This window comes from Citrobacter sp. On2M, assembly GCF_018035235.1.
GTDB classification, from domain to species: Bacteria; Pseudomonadota; Gammaproteobacteria; order Enterobacterales; family Enterobacteriaceae; genus Citrobacter; species Citrobacter meridianamericanus.
Genome location: NZ_WPCV01000002.1, coordinates 14750 through 31063 on the forward strand (window position 1 = coordinate 14750; position 16314 = coordinate 31063).

Sequence of the window (16314 nt, forward strand, 5' to 3'; positions counted from 1 at the left end):
TGTATAGGTATCACTATTTTTTACATATATTTAGGAGATAATGCCATATTTATCTCACCATTATGCCACTTTGCTAAATTTTTCGTATCGAGGCGCTTACGGTTCCAATTTCCATTCATGACCATCTTTCCCTGCAGTTTTGAAGACTTTCGGGTATACATACTGGCCGCAGAGATCACGGAGTGTAAGTGGTTGATTTTTAGAGCAATCTCATAGAATATTGAAGATAAGAGTCTCCAGAAGGGTATTGAGCAGGAGCGTCAGGCCAGCCTGAAAGTGATTATTAAATCCACAGGTCTGAGCCGCGAAACGCTGGAACAACCGCGTCATTAACATCGAGGGTTATCGACCTTCTCTACTTTGAGTAAATCCATGTATGCAGAATGCCAGCAATGATGCTTGCGTTTTTTTTCTTTTTTGCATAAAGAGTTGTTTATTGAGCGCTAAGCCAAATCTCCGCACGATTGCCGTAATTACGGTCATCCACGGGATTTTTCATGAACACACAAGCGCTTTTCTGCCTGAGCCTGCCGCTGGTGATTGCCGGGTGTGCACAGCAGACCTCCACCCAAACCGCTCGCGACAGCGCATTTGCACACAGTCAGCAGCCTTCCGTCTTCTCTGATATTTACCAGCGATCACCGGAGGTGACTCGCAGCGGGCGTTACACGCTGGTCAGTATTAAAAGTGAGGATGCGCAGCGGGAACCGCTCAACCAGCTCATCGATATTACTATGCCAGGGCAACTGGTTAACTCAGTCGGCGACGGATTTCGCTACCTGCTGTTTCAGTCTGGTTATTCCCTGTGCGGACATTATGGCGCTGACTTTTCTGAGCTGCTGAACCGGCCGTTGCCGGCCGTTCAGCGCAAAATTGGGCCGATGCGACTCAGTGAGGCACTGCAGGTGGTTGCCGGTCCTGCATGGCGAATGTCCGTGGATGAAGTCAACCGGGAAGTCTGTTTCGTATTGCGTGATGCATATCGGGTACAGGCTAAAACTAAAGCACTGACATCTGTCACACCCGCCGTGACCGGCGCCGCAAGAACCTCCTCCCCGGAAACCACCCGCAATCCTTATACCGGCGTTCTGCCGGGGAATAAAGCTGAACCCGTGATCGCCGGCCAGCACCTGGCGGCGAAGAAAGGTACTGAACTGAAACCGGTCAGTCAGTCACTTCCTGTCCCTGCCCTGAGACCTGGTGGGACACCGGTAATGTCAGGAGTGTCCTCTGCCCCCTCCGTGAAACAAGTCTCTTCTCCGGCTCCGCGCAATCCGTTCACAGGAAAAAACCTGGCCGAGACCACCCTGTCGGCGTCTCATTCACCGGCGCCTGTGGGAGAGAAGGCTCAGGCCAAAACACCGTCTCCCTCAACCGTTAAGGCTGTAAATCCGGCGACGGCTACGGTACTGGCCACGACAACAAAACCGTTAACCGGCACGCCTGTAGCTGCAGTGGCCAGTGGCCCTGAGTGGAAGGCGGTTGTCGGCAGCACGCTCAAAGAGTCCCTTACTGACTGGGCCGGAAGAGCTGACTGTCCAGGGGGAGGACACTGGGTGGTTATCTGGCAGACCCCTACGGATTACCGCATTGACGCACCGCTGGTATTTAAAGGCAACTTTGAGACGGCGCTGGTTCAGGTGTTTGACCTTTATAAGAAAGCTGACAAGCCCTTATTTGCTGAAGCTTCCCGCCTGCAGTGCCTGGTTTCAGTTGCGGATAAACCGGCTGACCGGTCGTAGCTATGGGCTGGTTCATTGTCGCTCTGGGCACAGTATTTCTGCTTGTCGTCGGACATGTCCAGACCACTCAGCGAAGCGAGGTTGTCAAAGCGCAGCAGTCGGGGAGTTCGTATCTGTTGGCCCGGCAGATGTTATTGCTGGCCGCGGGCATTAATGACTGGCGCTACCGACATACCCTGACGGACGGAACGGTCGCCTTGTCAGAACTGGCCCTGCCGGTGGCTCCTGACAGCCGTATCCGACATGTCATTGTGGCTAACCGGCTGTGGGTCTGGATGCCTGAAGTCCCGGGTCTGGTGGATGCGCTGCGTGAACAATCAGGTGGTTCGGCATTAACTGGCACGGTGACGCAGGGGCAACTGGTCTGGTTATCCGGTGTGGCTTCGGGGTTGCCTTTACCGGCAGGTATTCAGAACGGGGATGTGGTCTACCTCAATTAGGAAAATCTTTAATGATAAGAAAATATTACAAAGTCAGGCTCCGTGTTGCAGCTACAGCAATCGCCGCCGCACTTTCGCTGTCGGCCTGTACTTTTCAGGAAATGGACAGGATGTCGCGCAGTGCGCAAGCCAGCGGTTATATTGCCCGCGGTCATGTCAGTGAGCAGATGCGATCCTCACAGGGAACGCTGGTCTGGACGGATAAACCCTGGGTCAATCTCAAACCCGTCCCGACAGTGTCACGGGGTATCCCTCAGGAAAACTTCCCTGACTGCCAGATAACGCTGGCGCGGGATGGGCTGACGCTGCCCGAAATCGGGGAGCGTATTACGGCACTTTGCGGCGTCAGGGTGATTTTTTCACCCGATGCACTGGCTGTCGGACAGTCATCCGGTACAACGCGGGCACTGAATGGCCCGCTGCCGACACCGGATAACAATGGACGGATCCCACTGGAACAACTGGGCGGCGCTGTTGATTCGGCACGCGTGACCGCCACGCCTGTGGTATTGAATGGCCTGCGCTGGCAGGGCAAACTGTCCGGCCTGCTGAACATGATTTCGGCCAGGACAGGCCTCACCCCCCGTATGGATAACGGAGCAATTCTGTTTTCACTCCTGGAGACGCGTACTTTCCAGTTCACATTTCTGAATACCAATATTACCAGTAATGCCAGTGTTACCTCGGGTTCAACAAGCAGTATGGGAACCAGTGGTGGCAGTACAAACAGTTCGGTGTCAGGGGATTCAAGCTCTTCGCAGCAGACGACGGTCGACCAGAGCCGTAATGTCTATGACGATATGAAAAAGACGCTGGAAACCATGGTGACTCCGCAAAAGGGACGTTTCTGGCTGTCGACCAGTACCGGCACGCTGACGGTAACGGATACCCCTTCTGTACTCAACAGTATCGCGACGTATGTTGAGCAGCAGAACCGTCAGATGAACCGCCAGGTCAGGCTCAACGTTCAGGTACTGAGTGTCAGTACTTCACGTAAGGAGCAACTGGGACTGGACTGGAATATCGTTTACAAGTCCCTGCGCTCAGCCGGTGCTTCACTCAATAATGTCAGCGGTGATATCACCAACGCCACGTCGGCGTCGGTATCTATTCTGGATTCAGCAACCGGAAGTGCGGCTAAATTTGCCGGCTCCAGTCTGCTGATTAAAGCTCTGTCAGAGCAGGGCGATGTCAGTGTGGTCACCTCGCAGGGTAGCGTGACCACGAACCTTACACCTGTACCTATTCAGATGGCCGACCAGACGGTCTACGTGGCACAGAGTTCAACTACTACCACAACCGATGTGGGTGCAACCACATCCCTGACGCCGGGTATGATGACTACCGGCTTCAACATGACGTTACTGCCACTGATTCAGGATGGTGGTGACGTGCAACTGCAGGTGGCATTCAACCTGTCTGATCCACCGACTATTCGTAACTTTACGTCCAAAGACGGCAACTCGTACATCGAGATGCCGTACACGAAACTCCGCTCGCTCAGCCAGAAAACTAACCTTCGCGCAGGGCAGGCACTGGTGCTGACAGGTTTTGATCAGAGTAATACCCGGATGACCAAAAACGGCACCTTTACCCCGGGTAATTTCCTGCTGGGTGGAGGTCGGGACGGCGATGATTCTCGCAGTACGCTGGTCATTATTATCACCCCGGAGCTGATGGGGAACGGTGGCTGATATGGCAGATATTCCGTTATCCGGCAAGCCCCGTACGCAGGTTTTGCGCTGGCAGCGCCAGAACTGGGTAGTGGGGCTTCGCTGGGAAGAAAAGCAAAAGTCGGTACGTCGTCCCCCTGCACAACGTCGCGGTGTTCTGAACATTGTGTTGACGGTGAAGCAGGGTAAAAGCCGGTTGACCGCGTTGGGGCAAATTGAGGTCGGCTGGCGTCACCAGAAGCTGTATTCCCTGGCGGCGCTGTTCAGCCAGCAGTGTACACCCAATGGCTATGGTGTGTACCAGCTTGATGATGGCAGGCAGGTCTTCCTGGCCACGGTGAAGGGGATGCCATCTCCAATGGCAGATGTGATCGGAACGCCAGATCAAATTATCCGGGCGAGAGAGCTCTTTCTGTCCTTCAATCCTGCTCCTGAGGACGGATGGACGATACCTTCATCACCGGAATTTCCCCTGTCCTGGGACACTCTGGTCCGCCAGGTATCTTCGGCACAGCTCCGGTTTGCCAGAGTGGCGGGCGTGTCTAATCCTTTGCGGGCATACGGGGCGGGAATGCTGTCAGTGACTGCCCTAGTTGGTGGTGCAGTCTGGTGGAGCAGGTTACCCGAACCTCCGGTCGTGCCTGTCGTGCAGGAGTTACCAGCACCGGTGCAGGACGTGTTTAAAAAAACGCCTGAACCTGTTTACCTTCCACATCCCTGGGCAGATATGCCGGTGGCCAGACATTTTTTGAACCGCTGTCAGCGCTGGCGCGCCGCAGTTCCTGTAAGTCTTGACCGTTGGCGTCTCGAACGGATTCGTTGCAGTGCTGAGGGGCTGGAGACGGTGTACCAACGGCAGCCCGGTGGGACGGCGGCACGCTTTGCGGAACGGGTGAAGCAGGTATTTAAGCGTACACCAGTATTCAATCTTGTTTCAGGTGGCAACGAAGGTGTGGTGTTTATTCCATGGGCGAAATTCACATTACAGGATGAGACTGCGCCGGATGCGGGGACCCAGTTGATGCAGGCGGTGTCGTGGTTTCAGTCACGCCAGGTCAGTTTTTCTCTGTCCGAAGTGAAAACTCCTCCCGCGATGCCCGGTGATGGCATCGGCAACGATGCGCCCCAGCCGATACAGGACTGGCATGAATACACGTTCAGTATCACTGATAAACACATGCCTGAGTGGATTTTACAGGGACTCGATATGCAGGGGGTACGGCTGAGTTCTGTGGGCTATACCCTGAGTCCTCAGGGACAGTTTACTTATCAGATTGAGGGGCATCTTTATGCTTATGCCAAAAAATAGTGTTTTCATCAGTGGTGTTCTCCTGATGGCGTTCAGCGCAGGGGCATTTTCGCAGCCCACACCCGCAGTCCCTCCTTCCGCAGAGGTGATTTCTGCAATGTCTGCCAGTGAACCCGCTACGGAAGCAGAGGCATCGATATCCTCTGCAGACTTATCAGAGACAGTCCCCATTTTCCCCGGTAACAGCGTGACGGCCGGACAGCTGGAGGCGCTGCAGGGGAAAAATCTGCTCCTGGAGGCAAAGGTTCAGGCAGCCCGGCTGCTAAAAGAGCTGACTTCGGCACAAACTCCGGGGGATGTTGGCTATGTGCCCTCGGCCAGTCCGTTCGTTATGGGAATGCCGGCAGACATGAATGCGACTCCTGTTCACACCCCCCCTGCAACTGGCCGAATTACGGTTCTGGAAGTGAGTGGCCGTGGTAACGCCCTGCAGGCCACGCTGTCATTTCCGGATGGCCGACAAAGTCAGGTACACACAGGCAGCCTGGTGCCCGGGACGTCGCTGAAGGTTAAGGCAATAACGCTCTCATCCGTCACGCTCAGCGACGGTCAGCAACTGACGTTTTAGGGACGAATTATGTCTGAACACAACGATGCGGTTCTGCTTTACCACAACCCGGACACCACGATCCTCGAGCTGCTGGTTGACAGCCAGCGGCGTACCGACGTGGCGGTGCAGCAGAAGGTGATGTCTCTGATGGAGGAAAACCCCGGTGTCACAATGAGGCTGGTCACCCGTTCAGAGTTGCTCAGGTACAGTGAAATGGCTCGCCAGCAGTCAGAAAAGGGAGAAAAAGGACTGCGCCTTGAGGACATCAAAAAAGAGGTCAGCAGCCGTCAGGGCGATGTTCTCAACTATTTTATGGTCGCGAAAGATATCGGCGCGTCTGATATTCACGGTACCACCCGGCCAGGACTGACGCGCATCGAGATTCGTGTGCACGGTGAACTGGAGACCGTTTCGGAACTGGCTGAAGAAGACGGAAAAGCACAGGCGGCCACCATCATCCTTTCCATGTGTGATGTGACCGAACCCCAGTTCTACGCCGGCCGAAAACAGGATGGTCGTGTGGCTGCAAAGTTTCTGCGAAAGGTGGGGTTATTTGGCGCCCGTTACAGCCACACCCCGACAGCAGATGGCCTTCACTTTGTGATGCGCGTGATCCCGGATGATGGTGATGTGGTTCCCACGCTCGAAAAACTCGGTTTTCTGCCGGAACAAATCCGCCTGATAAAGCGCACTTTGCGCCTGCCGGAAGGGATGATTATTTTGTCCGGCCCGACCGGAGCCGGGAAATCCACCACCCTGCGTGCCTGCAGCGACCTCTATCTGAAGCGTACCCGGTATAAAAAGCGCCTGCTGACGGTTGAAGATCCGCCGGAGGGACGCATCGTTGGGGCAATACAGACTCCTATTATCTGTGACAAAGCCGATGAGGCGGAAGTCAGGCTGGCCTGGCAGCGGGCGCTGACCTCAGCGTTACGTCTCGATCCGGATGCCATTTTACCTGGTGAACTTCGTGACCTTATCTCCATTCTGGCCGGGATTTTTGCCGCCCAAACCGGCCATCTGGTGCTGAGTACCCTGCATTCAAACTCGGCCTTTTCCATCCCTGAGCGAATGATAACGATGGGTGCAAATGCCGGACTGGTGGCAGATGCCCAGTTGTTGGTCGGGCTTATCAGCCAGCGTCTGGTTCAGGTGCTGTGTCCCGAGTGCCGTATTCCCTGGTCGGTTAAAAAAGAACATCTCACCACCGAAGAACGTGAATATCTGGAAAAGTACTGTTCAGTGGAGGGGGTTTGTCAGCCCGAAAATCTTCATTTCAGAAATGAGGAGGGGTGCCCGACCTGCCGGAAGGCGGTCATTATCGGTGGCAAACAGGTGGCAACAGTCGGTAAGGGGGTGGCCGGACGTAGTGTGGTGGCGGAGGTGGTTCGCACGGATTCCACGCTTTTCAGGCTGTTATTACAGCAGGGTAAGGAAGCTGCAAAAGCTTACTGGATCCGTGAAATGGGGGGGATTACCCGTCGCATTCATCTGCTTCACAAACTGAATGACGGGCTGGTTGACCCACTGGATGCCGATTTGATTATTCCTCTTGATGAGGATGAGGTGATGCAGGTGGTAAGTGATCAGGTTGCATCGTCGAGTGACATTGATACGTCGCTGATTGAACGCCTTGCCATGGTAATTGCAGCCAGCGTCAGAGAGGGGCTGAAGCAGGGCGTTGAGGAAGCCATTAAAGAAGGCGTTGCTGCCGGGATGGCTGCGCTGAAGGAGGTTGCATGAGTCCTTTATACCGTCTTCGCCGGGCGCTGGCGCGACGTTTTTTTACGTCCGGATATCGTCTGCGTTTTTACCGCATGCTGTCGTTGCAGATGAGAAATGGCGTGAAGTTGTTAGAGGCGCTGGAGCAAATCAGCAATATGTATACCGATTTTGGACAACGGACCCATGGATTCGGTCTTCTTGTAGACGACTGCCGGGCTGCACTCACAGACAACAGCGGGGATAACTCCCTTGAGCATGCTCTTGCGAACTGGGTTCCGGCGGAGGAGGCGGCGCTCATCAGCGCGGGTATGTTCAGTGGCCGGTTACCGGAGGCGCTTGCTGAGGCGGAAATCCTGATTGACTGCCGGCGGCGTATCCGACAGGCGGTCCTGAGGATGGCTATTTATCCCCTGGGTTGCATTGCGATGCTCGGTGGCACGCTGGGTGTTATTCAGACGCAGCTTATTCCAACGCTGGCCGGGATGTCAGATCCGCAGACATGGACCGGAGTGCTGGGAAGCCTTCATGGCCTGCTGATTTTTTTTGCTGAGCATGGCGTGGTGATGGGGGCCGGGCTGGCACTGCTGGTCGCATGGACGAAGTGGTCCCTGCCGAACTGGATACGTCCGGACCGTCTGCGGCGTCTTGCGGACAGACATGTACCCTGGTCGGTTTACAGTGATATTCAGGGCGCGATTTTTCTCATCAATATGGGGGCTCTGCTGTGCGCCGGGGTCAGAACCCTGACTGCGCTGCAGGTTATCCACCGCTTTGCTTCTCCCTGGCTCGTTGTCCGTCTGAACGCGGTGATGGAGGAAGTGGAGGAGGGGGCCTCTTTTGGTATGGCGCTGCGTGAATGTGGTTATGCCTTCCCCTCAAAAGAAGCCGTGAACTATCTCTCTATGGTCAGTGGGGACGGGGCTGCTCAGATGATTGCGCGCTTTGGGCAGGAATGGCTCGAGGAAACTGTGAAGCGAGTTAACCGACGGGGAATAGCCGTGATGCTGTTCTCAATGGTGATGTTATTTGCGCTTATTGGCGTTGTGGTCGTGGCAGTGATGGAGGTGACTTCGATGACTGAGAGTATGGGGCAGTACTGATGTTAAGTAATTCAATGAAAAATGAAACAGAGGGAAAGATGATGAATGAGGTATCAACATTAAATCCATGCAACAGGCCTGACCGGGGAATGTCCGCAGATGTCGGTGCCACTGCACTGTTTATTCTGGTGATCATTGGGGTGATAGCTGCGGCGGTCTGGTCGATGTGGGGCAAAAAGGATGCGGGTACGGAGCTGACAAACTATCAGACCCTGGCCACGAACACCATTGGCATGATGAAAGGCGTTGACGGTTATGCGTTTACCAGTGGCGCAAAAATGACCGGCACGTTAATTCAGGCCGGGGCGGCAAAAGGGATGACTGTCAGTGGAGACCCTGCTTCAGGTTCCGCGACACTGTGGAACTCATGGGGGGGCCAGATTGTAGTGGCGCCGGATACAGCGGGGGGAACCGGGTTTAATAATGGGTTCACCATTACCACGAATAAAGTTCCGCAGTCGGCATGCGTATCCATTTCAACAGGTATGAGCCGTTCAGGTGGTACGTCCGGTATTAAAATCAACGGCAATAACCACACCGATGCGAAAGTAACGGCAGAGATCGCGAGCAGTGAATGCACGGCAGATAATGGCCGGTCCGGTACCAATACGCTGGTTTTTACCTACAACGGCTGAGGTGGCGGGATGTGTGGATATTTTTCCCGACTGGCTTTAGTCATGACGCTGTGCAGTGTGCCGCTGTGGGTACAGGCGTTCTGCTTTGATGCCGCTGCGGCGAAATACCATGTCTCCCCGCTGCTGATTAAGTCCATGGCCATTGGTGAAAGTAATCTCGATCCGCATGCAACAAATGATAACCGGGACAAAAAAACGGGGAAAATCAAAAGCACGGATTATGGACTGATGATGGTTAATTCGACGCATATTCCCCGTCTTGTCTCGATGGGCGTCATCAGGGACAAAAATGATTTACTGAATAAACCCTGCCTGAATGTGCAGATTGGAACGTGGATCCTTGCGAAACATTTTCAGGTCTGTGGGGTGAGCTGGAACTGCCTGGGCTCATATAACGCAGGTTTCCGGCCTGACCGGCATGAAACACGGGAGCGTTATGCAAACCGGATCTGGAAAATTTATCAGCGGCAAACGGGGGCTCAATGACAGTCTCTCTTATCGGTACCATTTTTCCTCCTGTGTATGCCATACCTGCTTTTATCGGGTGTGCCATTTTCGGGGCGGTACTTTTAAGGCCGGTACGTCTTTGTCTGGCCGCAGCGGAGGTGGATATCTCACGCCATTGTGCCGTCGTGGTGGGTATCTGGCTGTTTGCGGTAACGGGTTTGCTGATACTTATGGCACCTCAGGTCTGGATGACACGTATCGGAATGCTGTTTATGTGCAGTTTTTTGCTGCAACTGGGGGTGATGGATGCGACCAGCGGTTGGTTGCCCCGCCCGTTTACCGCAGCCTGCTTATGTAGCGGATTATTGTTCTGTCTCGCTTTTCATCGGGAGCCGGAACTTCGCTTTATGGAAACTGCTGCGATGGCGGTGGTGATGGGGTCTATTTGTCACGGTGTTAACCGACGGCGACCTCAGCTTGGCGTGGGAGATGTCTGGCTGGTTTGTGCCCTGGTAGGCTGGATGGGGATAACGGATGCACTGCAGGCGGCGTTTTTTGGGCTGAGTGGTTTTATGTTGTGGCAGTGGATAGTCCATCGGGACTTTCTGCGTTGTGGGGTTCTGGGCCCCTGGCTGTGTGCAGGGTGCATACCAGTCATTGTGGATAGGTTGTACCAGCCTGAGTGGATACTGAGATGAAAAAACAAAAACATGATGGCGGCTTTGTGGCGATGAGCGTGGGAGCCGGGTTACTCATTGTTCTGGTGATGGCCTCGTTGGCTGCCCGATATATGGGAGATTATCTGAAATCCCGTGAGTGGCAGGTCGTAGCCATGCAAACCAATCGTTTCACTCAGGCAGTCTCATCCTATGTCGGAAAGTTTTATCCGACGGTGCTGGCATCAGCGACCACAACTACACCTGCCGTGGTAACAGCTCAAATGCTGAAGAATACAGGTTTGCTGCCGGCGAGCTTTAGTGAGAGCAACAGTTATGGCCAGCAGTATCAGGCGATGATAGTCCGGAATCAGCAAAATCAGGAGTTGCTTCAGGGCATGGTGGTCAGCCGCGGTGGTCATGCTATGCCCTTTAAAGCGCTAAGCCAGATCTCGAAAGACATTACCGCCGGCTTCGGGGGATACGTTGAAGACGGGCAAACGGCGGTGGGAGCGATGCGCAGCTGGCGAATTGCTCTGTCCTCCTACGGGACCAGCACCGGAAGAGGTCATCTGGCCGTCATGCTGAGCACGGATGACCTGTCAGGTGCGCGTGAAGACGGGGACAGGCTGTATCGTTTTCAGGTCAATGGTCGTCCGGATTTGAACAAGATGCACACAGCTATTGATATGGGAGGAAATAACCTGAATAGCGTCGGCACTGTTACGGCCAGTAATGTGGCAGGCCAGAATGGGAATTTTGGCGTAAGTCTGGTCAGTAATGGTCCGATCACTGCGGGGGGAGATATTCGAAGCACAGGGGGATGGATTGTAACCCGCAGTGGTAAAGGTTGGATGGATGAGACCCATGGTGGTGGTTTGTATATGTCAGATAACGACTGGTTACGGATCCTGAATAACAAGGGGTTTTATACCGGTGGTGAAATTCGCGGTGGGAAAATTCGCGCGGATGGGGACGTATCGGCAGGCGGTATTTTAACGCTGGATAAGATTAATGTTGCCGGCACTGCTTGTCCTGTAAATGGTGCAATAAGTCGTGATACAGCAGGTGCCACACTTTCGTGCCAATCCGGTCTGTGGCGTTCCTCTGACCCAGAAGATGGTAGTTACGCATATCTTGGTGCTTTTAATGGGGTTTTTAGCGGAAACAACACAACCGGAAAGCAATTTAAAATCTATGTATGGGGAGGCAACCCTCCCCCGAGAAAAATCAACTTCGGTAACTCTGATAACTGTGCAAATACGTTTTCACTGACTGCCAGTGTGGGAGGCTTGACGGTGGCAAACTTAGTAGATGGGAATTCTGAGTGGCATAAATCTGGAAGTTTTTCATTTGATGTACCTAATGGAGCATCATTTTCGATTACATCAAATGGCATGATGGCCTATGGATGTGATTACGGTACTTTCAGCGTATTTCGATATCATTAGCTTTTTAATTTTTGGCACACCATGCAATTGCGCGCAGACATGTTCCCCCCGTAACACCACCACCCGTATATATTTGCCAGGCATTCTCTGATGGTGACGGCATGGATAGATCGGGACTATTCCAGCCGCTACCACCACTCCACTTTGAAAGGATAAAACCTCCGGAGACTAGCTGTTTTCCTGTGGGGCAGTAGGCCTTTGAGTAAATGTACTTCCCACACGCATCATTACCTGTAGCCATTTCAAATAAGGACATTTTTTCACTCGATGTCCAGATACCGGATTGGCACTGGGGCAAACGTGCCAATCCGGTCTGTGGCGAGAACTGGAAGGTTACCCCATCGGTAGTCCCATCCCATGGCCCTCTGTAACACCTCCCCCTGGATATTTTTTAATGGCCGGACAACGCTTTCCCTGCGGCTCCTATCCCGGACTTGCTCGTGTATACCCTGGGTGCGTTTTACCCGATCTTCGGGGGGCTTTTATCCGGGGGTGGGATAATGGACGAGGTCTTGATAACGGAAGAACGATTTTGAGTTATCAGGCTGACCAGAGCGATATGATCTATAACCCGGGTGGACATCTTCAGGGACATCACAGTGGGATGGCCCATTATTATCATACTGACACTCGTGAAGTCAGGCCCAAAAATATCGCTTTTAATTACATTGTAAAGGCCGGTTGATCGCGCTAAGAAAGCTGTATCTCGTCTGTATCAATGGCAACTTATGTCCAAGCTGCCTACGCTATGTTCTTTCGATGAGCACATCAAATGAAGCAGTGAATACCCATATAGTAAGGTGAGTATTGAGTTGCGTTCGTAGCTCGCCAGTTCATATAACCGTTTTCGTCGGGGCCATCGGTAGGAATTAGTTCAGTAATGGCCAACTCGCGGCCGTCAATGCGGTATGTATTAATACATAGTTTAAACCGCCCAAGATTTACTGTTTGCCCAGGCCAGACCTGGAATGTCCCCCCGATATTGAATGAAAATTTAATGCCTTGCCACAGACCGGATTGGCACGCATGTCCTTACGTTTATTGAGGGCATTAGAGTTTTTCGTTACGGTGGAGAAAAACCTCAATTCTTCTCGCAAAGGTATCTGCAATGTCTCGCCCACAACGCATAAAAAAAATGTCTCTGTCGAAAGCCCTAGATAAGTACTACGCTACTGTGTCTGTGCATAAACGGGGGCATCAGCAGGAATTCTATCGTGTTAGGGTCATTCAGCGACATCCCCTAGCCGAGAAGATGATGGATGAAATCACAACAGTGGATATTGCGTCTTACCGCGATGATCGGCTGTCTCAGGTGAATACGCGTACCGGACGGTGTATTTCAGGAAACACAGTCCGGCTCGAACTCGCTTTACTGTCATCACTGTATAATCTGGCCAGTGTAGAGTGGGGAACATGCAGAACTAACCCCGTTGAAATGGTTCGTAAGCCAAAAATATCAGGAGGACGGGATCGACGTTTAACATCACAAGAGGAACGGCGCTTATCCCGCTACTTTCAGGAACAGAATCCAGCCCTTCACGCCATATTTCACCTCGCCATTGAAACAGCGATGAGACAAGGAGAGATCTTGTCACTTCGATGGGAACATATCGACCTGCAGCATGGCGTTGCCCATCTGCCAATGACAAAAAACGGCAGTTCGCGAGATGTTCCCTTATCCCGCAAAGCTCGCCATTTGCTACAGGGAATGACGGTCGCACTTAGCGGCAATGTTTTTCACTATTCATCATCTGGTTTTAAAAGTGCCTGGAGGGTGGCTCTGCAGCGCCTGAATATCGTCGATCTCCATTTTCACGATCTGCGTCATGAAGCAATTAGCCGACTGTTTGAACTGGGTACACTCAACGTTATGGAAGTGGCTGCTATTTCCGGCCACCGTTCCCTGAATATGCTCAGACGTTATACCCATCTCAGAGCATACCAGCTTGTCAGTAAACTTGACGCTCGCCAAAGACAAACACAAAAGATTGCTCCGTATTTTGTCCCTTATCCTGCCTGTATTGAATCCGTTAATGAAGGATCAGATGGCTGTTGTGGTTTTCGTGTTCACCTACCCGATTTTGATAATCTTTCAGTGTCAGCGGCATCGAGGGAAAGTGCGCTGGAGGCTGCATGTGTTCTGTTGCTACGAACGCTGGCTAATGCGGCTCAGCGGGGAGAGCGTGTGCCTCGCCCCGGCGATTTGCCGGAAGGCAAGCATGAGCGGGTAATGATCCATCCTCTTTTGAGTGCTGCCTGATAAATTTGCCGTTACGGATAGTCATTTACGTGATTTATTCTCGTCGTTAAGGAGGTACGCTGCTGCCGTTCATTATCTGCAAAAAAGGACGGAGGGGTGGAGTACGCTTTGTTTGTGATGTTCTGTCTGGCGCTGTATTGCCCGTGTTTTACGTTAATTGCGCTGTTCACGCCCTGGAAAGGGTTTGCTGTATTCAGTGTAACGCATCGTCGCCGTCAATACTGGGCTATACATCTTGCCTTGCTTGATCGGGTGGGGGCGATGAACCGCCGCCAGGCCCGACGCTATCACCAGGCATTTGTTCAGGCGCTGGAGACAGCCCTGATGGCGCGGCCGGTGTGTCCCGTTTTTTTCCGTTCACACCTTATGCGGCCAGCCCAGGTAGCGCTTGCCTGTCAGGTTCTTTCACACAGGACGGGATATCGCTGTCGGATCGCTCTCATTACGCTTCCGCGCTGGGAACGTATTGCTATTGTTGCACAAATGCTGCTACAGGAGTGGCGGCTTATTCAACTGCCTTCTGAAGAGGGGATCATGGTAGTCATTCATCGTTTGCCGGAGTAAATCTTTTTTTCAGAATTATATTTTTCTGTCGATTTCACGTCGACATGGTTTTAATCTTCTTCATACATTAGATCAAACCGATCGAAATATTTCATTATACCTGATGAATAAATGAGATTAATCTTTCTATTACATTGGAGCGCAGAACTTGAAAAAATGAAATGAGTTGAATTTCACTCTTTTGTATCCAGTAAAATATTTAAGGTTGTCAATATGAATGCAACTTATAACGCGCTAATTGCATTAATGAGATCTGGTGAAATACCACTTGAATCGGGGGCATCAGTACCTGCATCCAGTGCACAGTTTTCAGTAAGAATACGGCCGGAAACTCGGGTATTTCTGGACAGGTGCGCAGAGCATCTGGGTATATCCCGGGCCGCTATGTTTGGTATGTGTATTGATGGCATTGTAGCAGAGGCGAGAGAGAGTATAGCGGACAGAACGTCGACGCTTTATGAGCGATTCTGTCTGCTGTTGGATGCTCATGGATTAAATGTTATCGAACAGGCACAGCTACTGGCTTCCTGGGGAATAAGGGCCAGTGTATTAGCGAGTCAGGATAGGACGCTTGATCTCCTGAACAAACCTTTGCTGCAGCAATTGTCGACATGGTTTGATGTGGATGTTAACTGGCTGCTGGGAAACTCTTCCTATCCGGTAGACATGGCTGACGGGCAGCGCGACTGGGCTGTGCAGACCCCCTCTCTGTTATGCCGTCTGCAGTCAATTCAGTCAGTGGGTCCGGTTGAGTTAATGTTCTTCTGGCAGCAGGGGCGTAAACCTCAAAGTGTGGGTTTGTGTCTGCGCTATCGCCCCCTTATTTCAGGTGAGCCGATCGGGCTCCTCAGGGTATATCAGGCACTAGACTGGCAGGATGAGCAGGTTCAGCAGGCATATAATCAATTGCGGCGTATAACCTGTATCACTCCTGGCGGGTATACAAAAGATAAAGTAGAAAAATATCCTCCTATCCGAATGCGTTATTTCACTTTCTCAGCGCGACAAATGCAGGCATTGGATAATGGGGCGGTTATTCCTGCCATGATATTCGATAAATCTAAGGGTGAATATCCAGGTATTCCCTGATTAATCAATTTTTTATTATTAAAAAATGGCGCCAGTAATTTCCGACGCAGCATCGGTCAGGATGTCTTTTTATCTTAAATATGTAGCGTTTATATTGTTGTTAAAGATGAAAAAAGAAATTCAAATCACGGCGGTTTTAACTGCAGGAGGACCTCTGCCTGATTAGTCACCAACAGAATCGCCACCTGGCAGCTGTTACCTGATACAGACCCTCCCTGGATTTCACGTCGCACGCAAAGTTATCAGCAAGTGAAATCACCGAAATTACCTAAAAAATGTGGTGAATCTGATAAATCGGATTGAAATCAGAACTGATTCTGTTGAGTACATATCCAGCCATAGAGTAAATTGTTAGGTCGCGTTTCTGGCGTGCATTCTTCGGGTGGTTTGTTACTGTTTTGACCGTCGAGCCGCCAGAAACGCTCTGGCCGTCTCAGTAGTAGATTGAAAGTCTGAGCTAATACCCGCAATGAGCAAGCGGAAGTTTGCCATCGCTCTCATTGATGATGAAGGTCACCTCGGTTGCAGGATAGGAAGTGTTGTCATTCAATTTATCAGGTTACATGTTCATCAATATAAGTGCGTTCAGCAGCGGTAAGTCACCTTAACGTCATTTCACGTAATTTAAGGGTTTCCCTGTCGCAGAATTCCATTCTGCATTAACAAACAGACC

The 16314-nt window shown here is 52.1% G+C and carries 14 protein-coding genes and 2 pseudogenes; 15 read left to right on the top strand and 1 reads right to left on the bottom strand.

Annotated elements, in window-relative coordinates; all coding sequences use genetic code 11:
• Window positions 1-497: 497 nt before the first annotated feature.
• The 12 genes and pseudogenes from On2M_RS02250 to On2M_RS02305 all read left to right on the top strand — a co-directional run.
• Window positions 498-1742, top strand: coding sequence for a TcpQ domain-containing protein (locus tag On2M_RS02250; protein WP_210904245.1), 1245 nt, complete (start codon window positions 498-500; stop codon window positions 1740-1742).
• Between the two features lie 2 nt (window positions 1743-1744).
• A complete protein-coding gene (gene pilM / locus On2M_RS02255) occupies window positions 1745-2182 on the top strand; it encodes a type IV pilus biogenesis protein PilM (RefSeq protein WP_023226735.1) in 438 nt (145 codons plus the stop codon).
• A 14-nt stretch (window positions 2183-2196) separates the two neighbouring features.
• The gene (locus On2M_RS02260; RefSeq protein WP_210904647.1) at window positions 2197-3876 is read left to right on the top strand and encodes a PilN family type IVB pilus formation outer membrane protein; all 1680 of its coding nucleotides are present in this window, start codon (window positions 2197-2199) and stop codon (window positions 3874-3876) included.
• Window position 3877: 1 nt separating this feature from the next.
• Window positions 3878-5164: a type 4b pilus protein PilO2 gene (pilO2, locus tag On2M_RS02265; protein WP_210904246.1), complete on the top strand. Its 1287-nt coding sequence runs from the start codon at window positions 3878-3880 to the stop codon at window positions 5162-5164.
• Window positions 5145-5732, top strand: a complete 588-nt coding sequence (gene pilP, locus On2M_RS02270; protein ID WP_210904248.1) for a type IV pilus biogenesis protein PilP — start codon at window positions 5145-5147, stop codon at window positions 5730-5732. The genes pilO2 and pilP overlap by 20 nt, the downstream gene beginning before the upstream one ends.
• Window positions 5733-5741: 9 nt before the next feature.
• Window positions 5742-7457 carry an ATPase, T2SS/T4P/T4SS family gene (locus On2M_RS02275; RefSeq protein WP_210904249.1) on the top strand — a complete coding sequence of 572 codons (1716 nt, stop codon included), beginning with the start codon at window positions 5742-5744 and terminating at the stop codon, window positions 7455-7457.
• Window positions 7454-8539: a type II secretion system F family protein gene (locus On2M_RS02280; protein WP_210904250.1), complete on the top strand. Its 1086-nt coding sequence runs from the start codon at window positions 7454-7456 to the stop codon at window positions 8537-8539. Before On2M_RS02275 ends, On2M_RS02280 begins: the two co-directional genes overlap by 4 nt.
• Before the next feature lie 89 nt (window positions 8540-8628).
• Window positions 8629-9174, top strand: a complete 546-nt coding sequence (locus On2M_RS02285) for a type 4 pilus major pilin (protein WP_247604909.1) — start codon at window positions 8629-8631, stop codon at window positions 9172-9174.
• A gap of 9 nt (window positions 9175-9183) precedes the next feature.
• Window positions 9184-9660, top strand: coding sequence for a lytic transglycosylase domain-containing protein (locus tag On2M_RS02290; RefSeq protein ID WP_210904251.1), 477 nt, complete (start codon window positions 9184-9186; stop codon window positions 9658-9660).
• Window positions 9657-10319 carry a prepilin peptidase gene (locus On2M_RS02295; RefSeq protein WP_210904252.1) on the top strand — a complete coding sequence of 221 codons (663 nt, stop codon included), beginning with the start codon at window positions 9657-9659 and terminating at the stop codon, window positions 10317-10319. Before On2M_RS02290 ends, On2M_RS02295 begins: the two co-directional genes overlap by 4 nt.
• Window positions 10316-11728: a shufflon system plasmid conjugative transfer pilus tip adhesin PilV gene (locus tag On2M_RS02300; RefSeq protein WP_247604910.1), complete on the top strand. Its 1413-nt coding sequence runs from the start codon at window positions 10316-10318 to the stop codon at window positions 11726-11728. Before On2M_RS02295 ends, On2M_RS02300 begins: the two co-directional genes overlap by 4 nt.
• A gap of 298 nt (window positions 11729-12026) precedes the next feature.
• Window positions 12027-12413 (top strand): annotated as a pseudogene (locus On2M_RS02305) (phage tail protein); the annotation flags it as partial.
• Between the two features lie 83 nt (window positions 12414-12496).
• On the opposite strand, the pseudogene On2M_RS24135 reads toward On2M_RS02305, so the two are convergent.
• Window positions 12497-12754, bottom strand: a pseudogene (locus On2M_RS24135) (shufflon system plasmid conjugative transfer pilus tip adhesin PilV); the annotation flags it as partial.
• A gap of 82 nt (window positions 12755-12836) precedes the next feature.
• On the opposite strand from On2M_RS24135, the gene On2M_RS02310 reads away from it, so the two are divergent.
• The 3 genes from On2M_RS02310 to On2M_RS02320 all read left to right on the top strand — a co-directional run bounded on the left by On2M_RS02310 (window position 12837) and on the right by On2M_RS02320 (window position 15641).
• Window positions 12837-13988, top strand: a complete 1152-nt coding sequence (locus tag On2M_RS02310; protein WP_210904253.1) for a site-specific integrase — start codon at window positions 12837-12839, stop codon at window positions 13986-13988.
• 96 nt (window positions 13989-14084) lie between these two features.
• A complete protein-coding gene (locus On2M_RS02315) occupies window positions 14085-14552 on the top strand; it encodes a hypothetical protein (RefSeq protein WP_210904255.1) in 468 nt (155 codons plus the stop codon).
• A gap of 213 nt (window positions 14553-14765) precedes the next feature.
• A complete protein-coding gene (locus tag On2M_RS02320; protein ID WP_210904256.1) occupies window positions 14766-15641 on the top strand; it encodes a hypothetical protein in 876 nt (291 codons plus the stop codon).
• The last annotated feature ends 673 nt before the right edge of the window (window positions 15642-16314 follow it).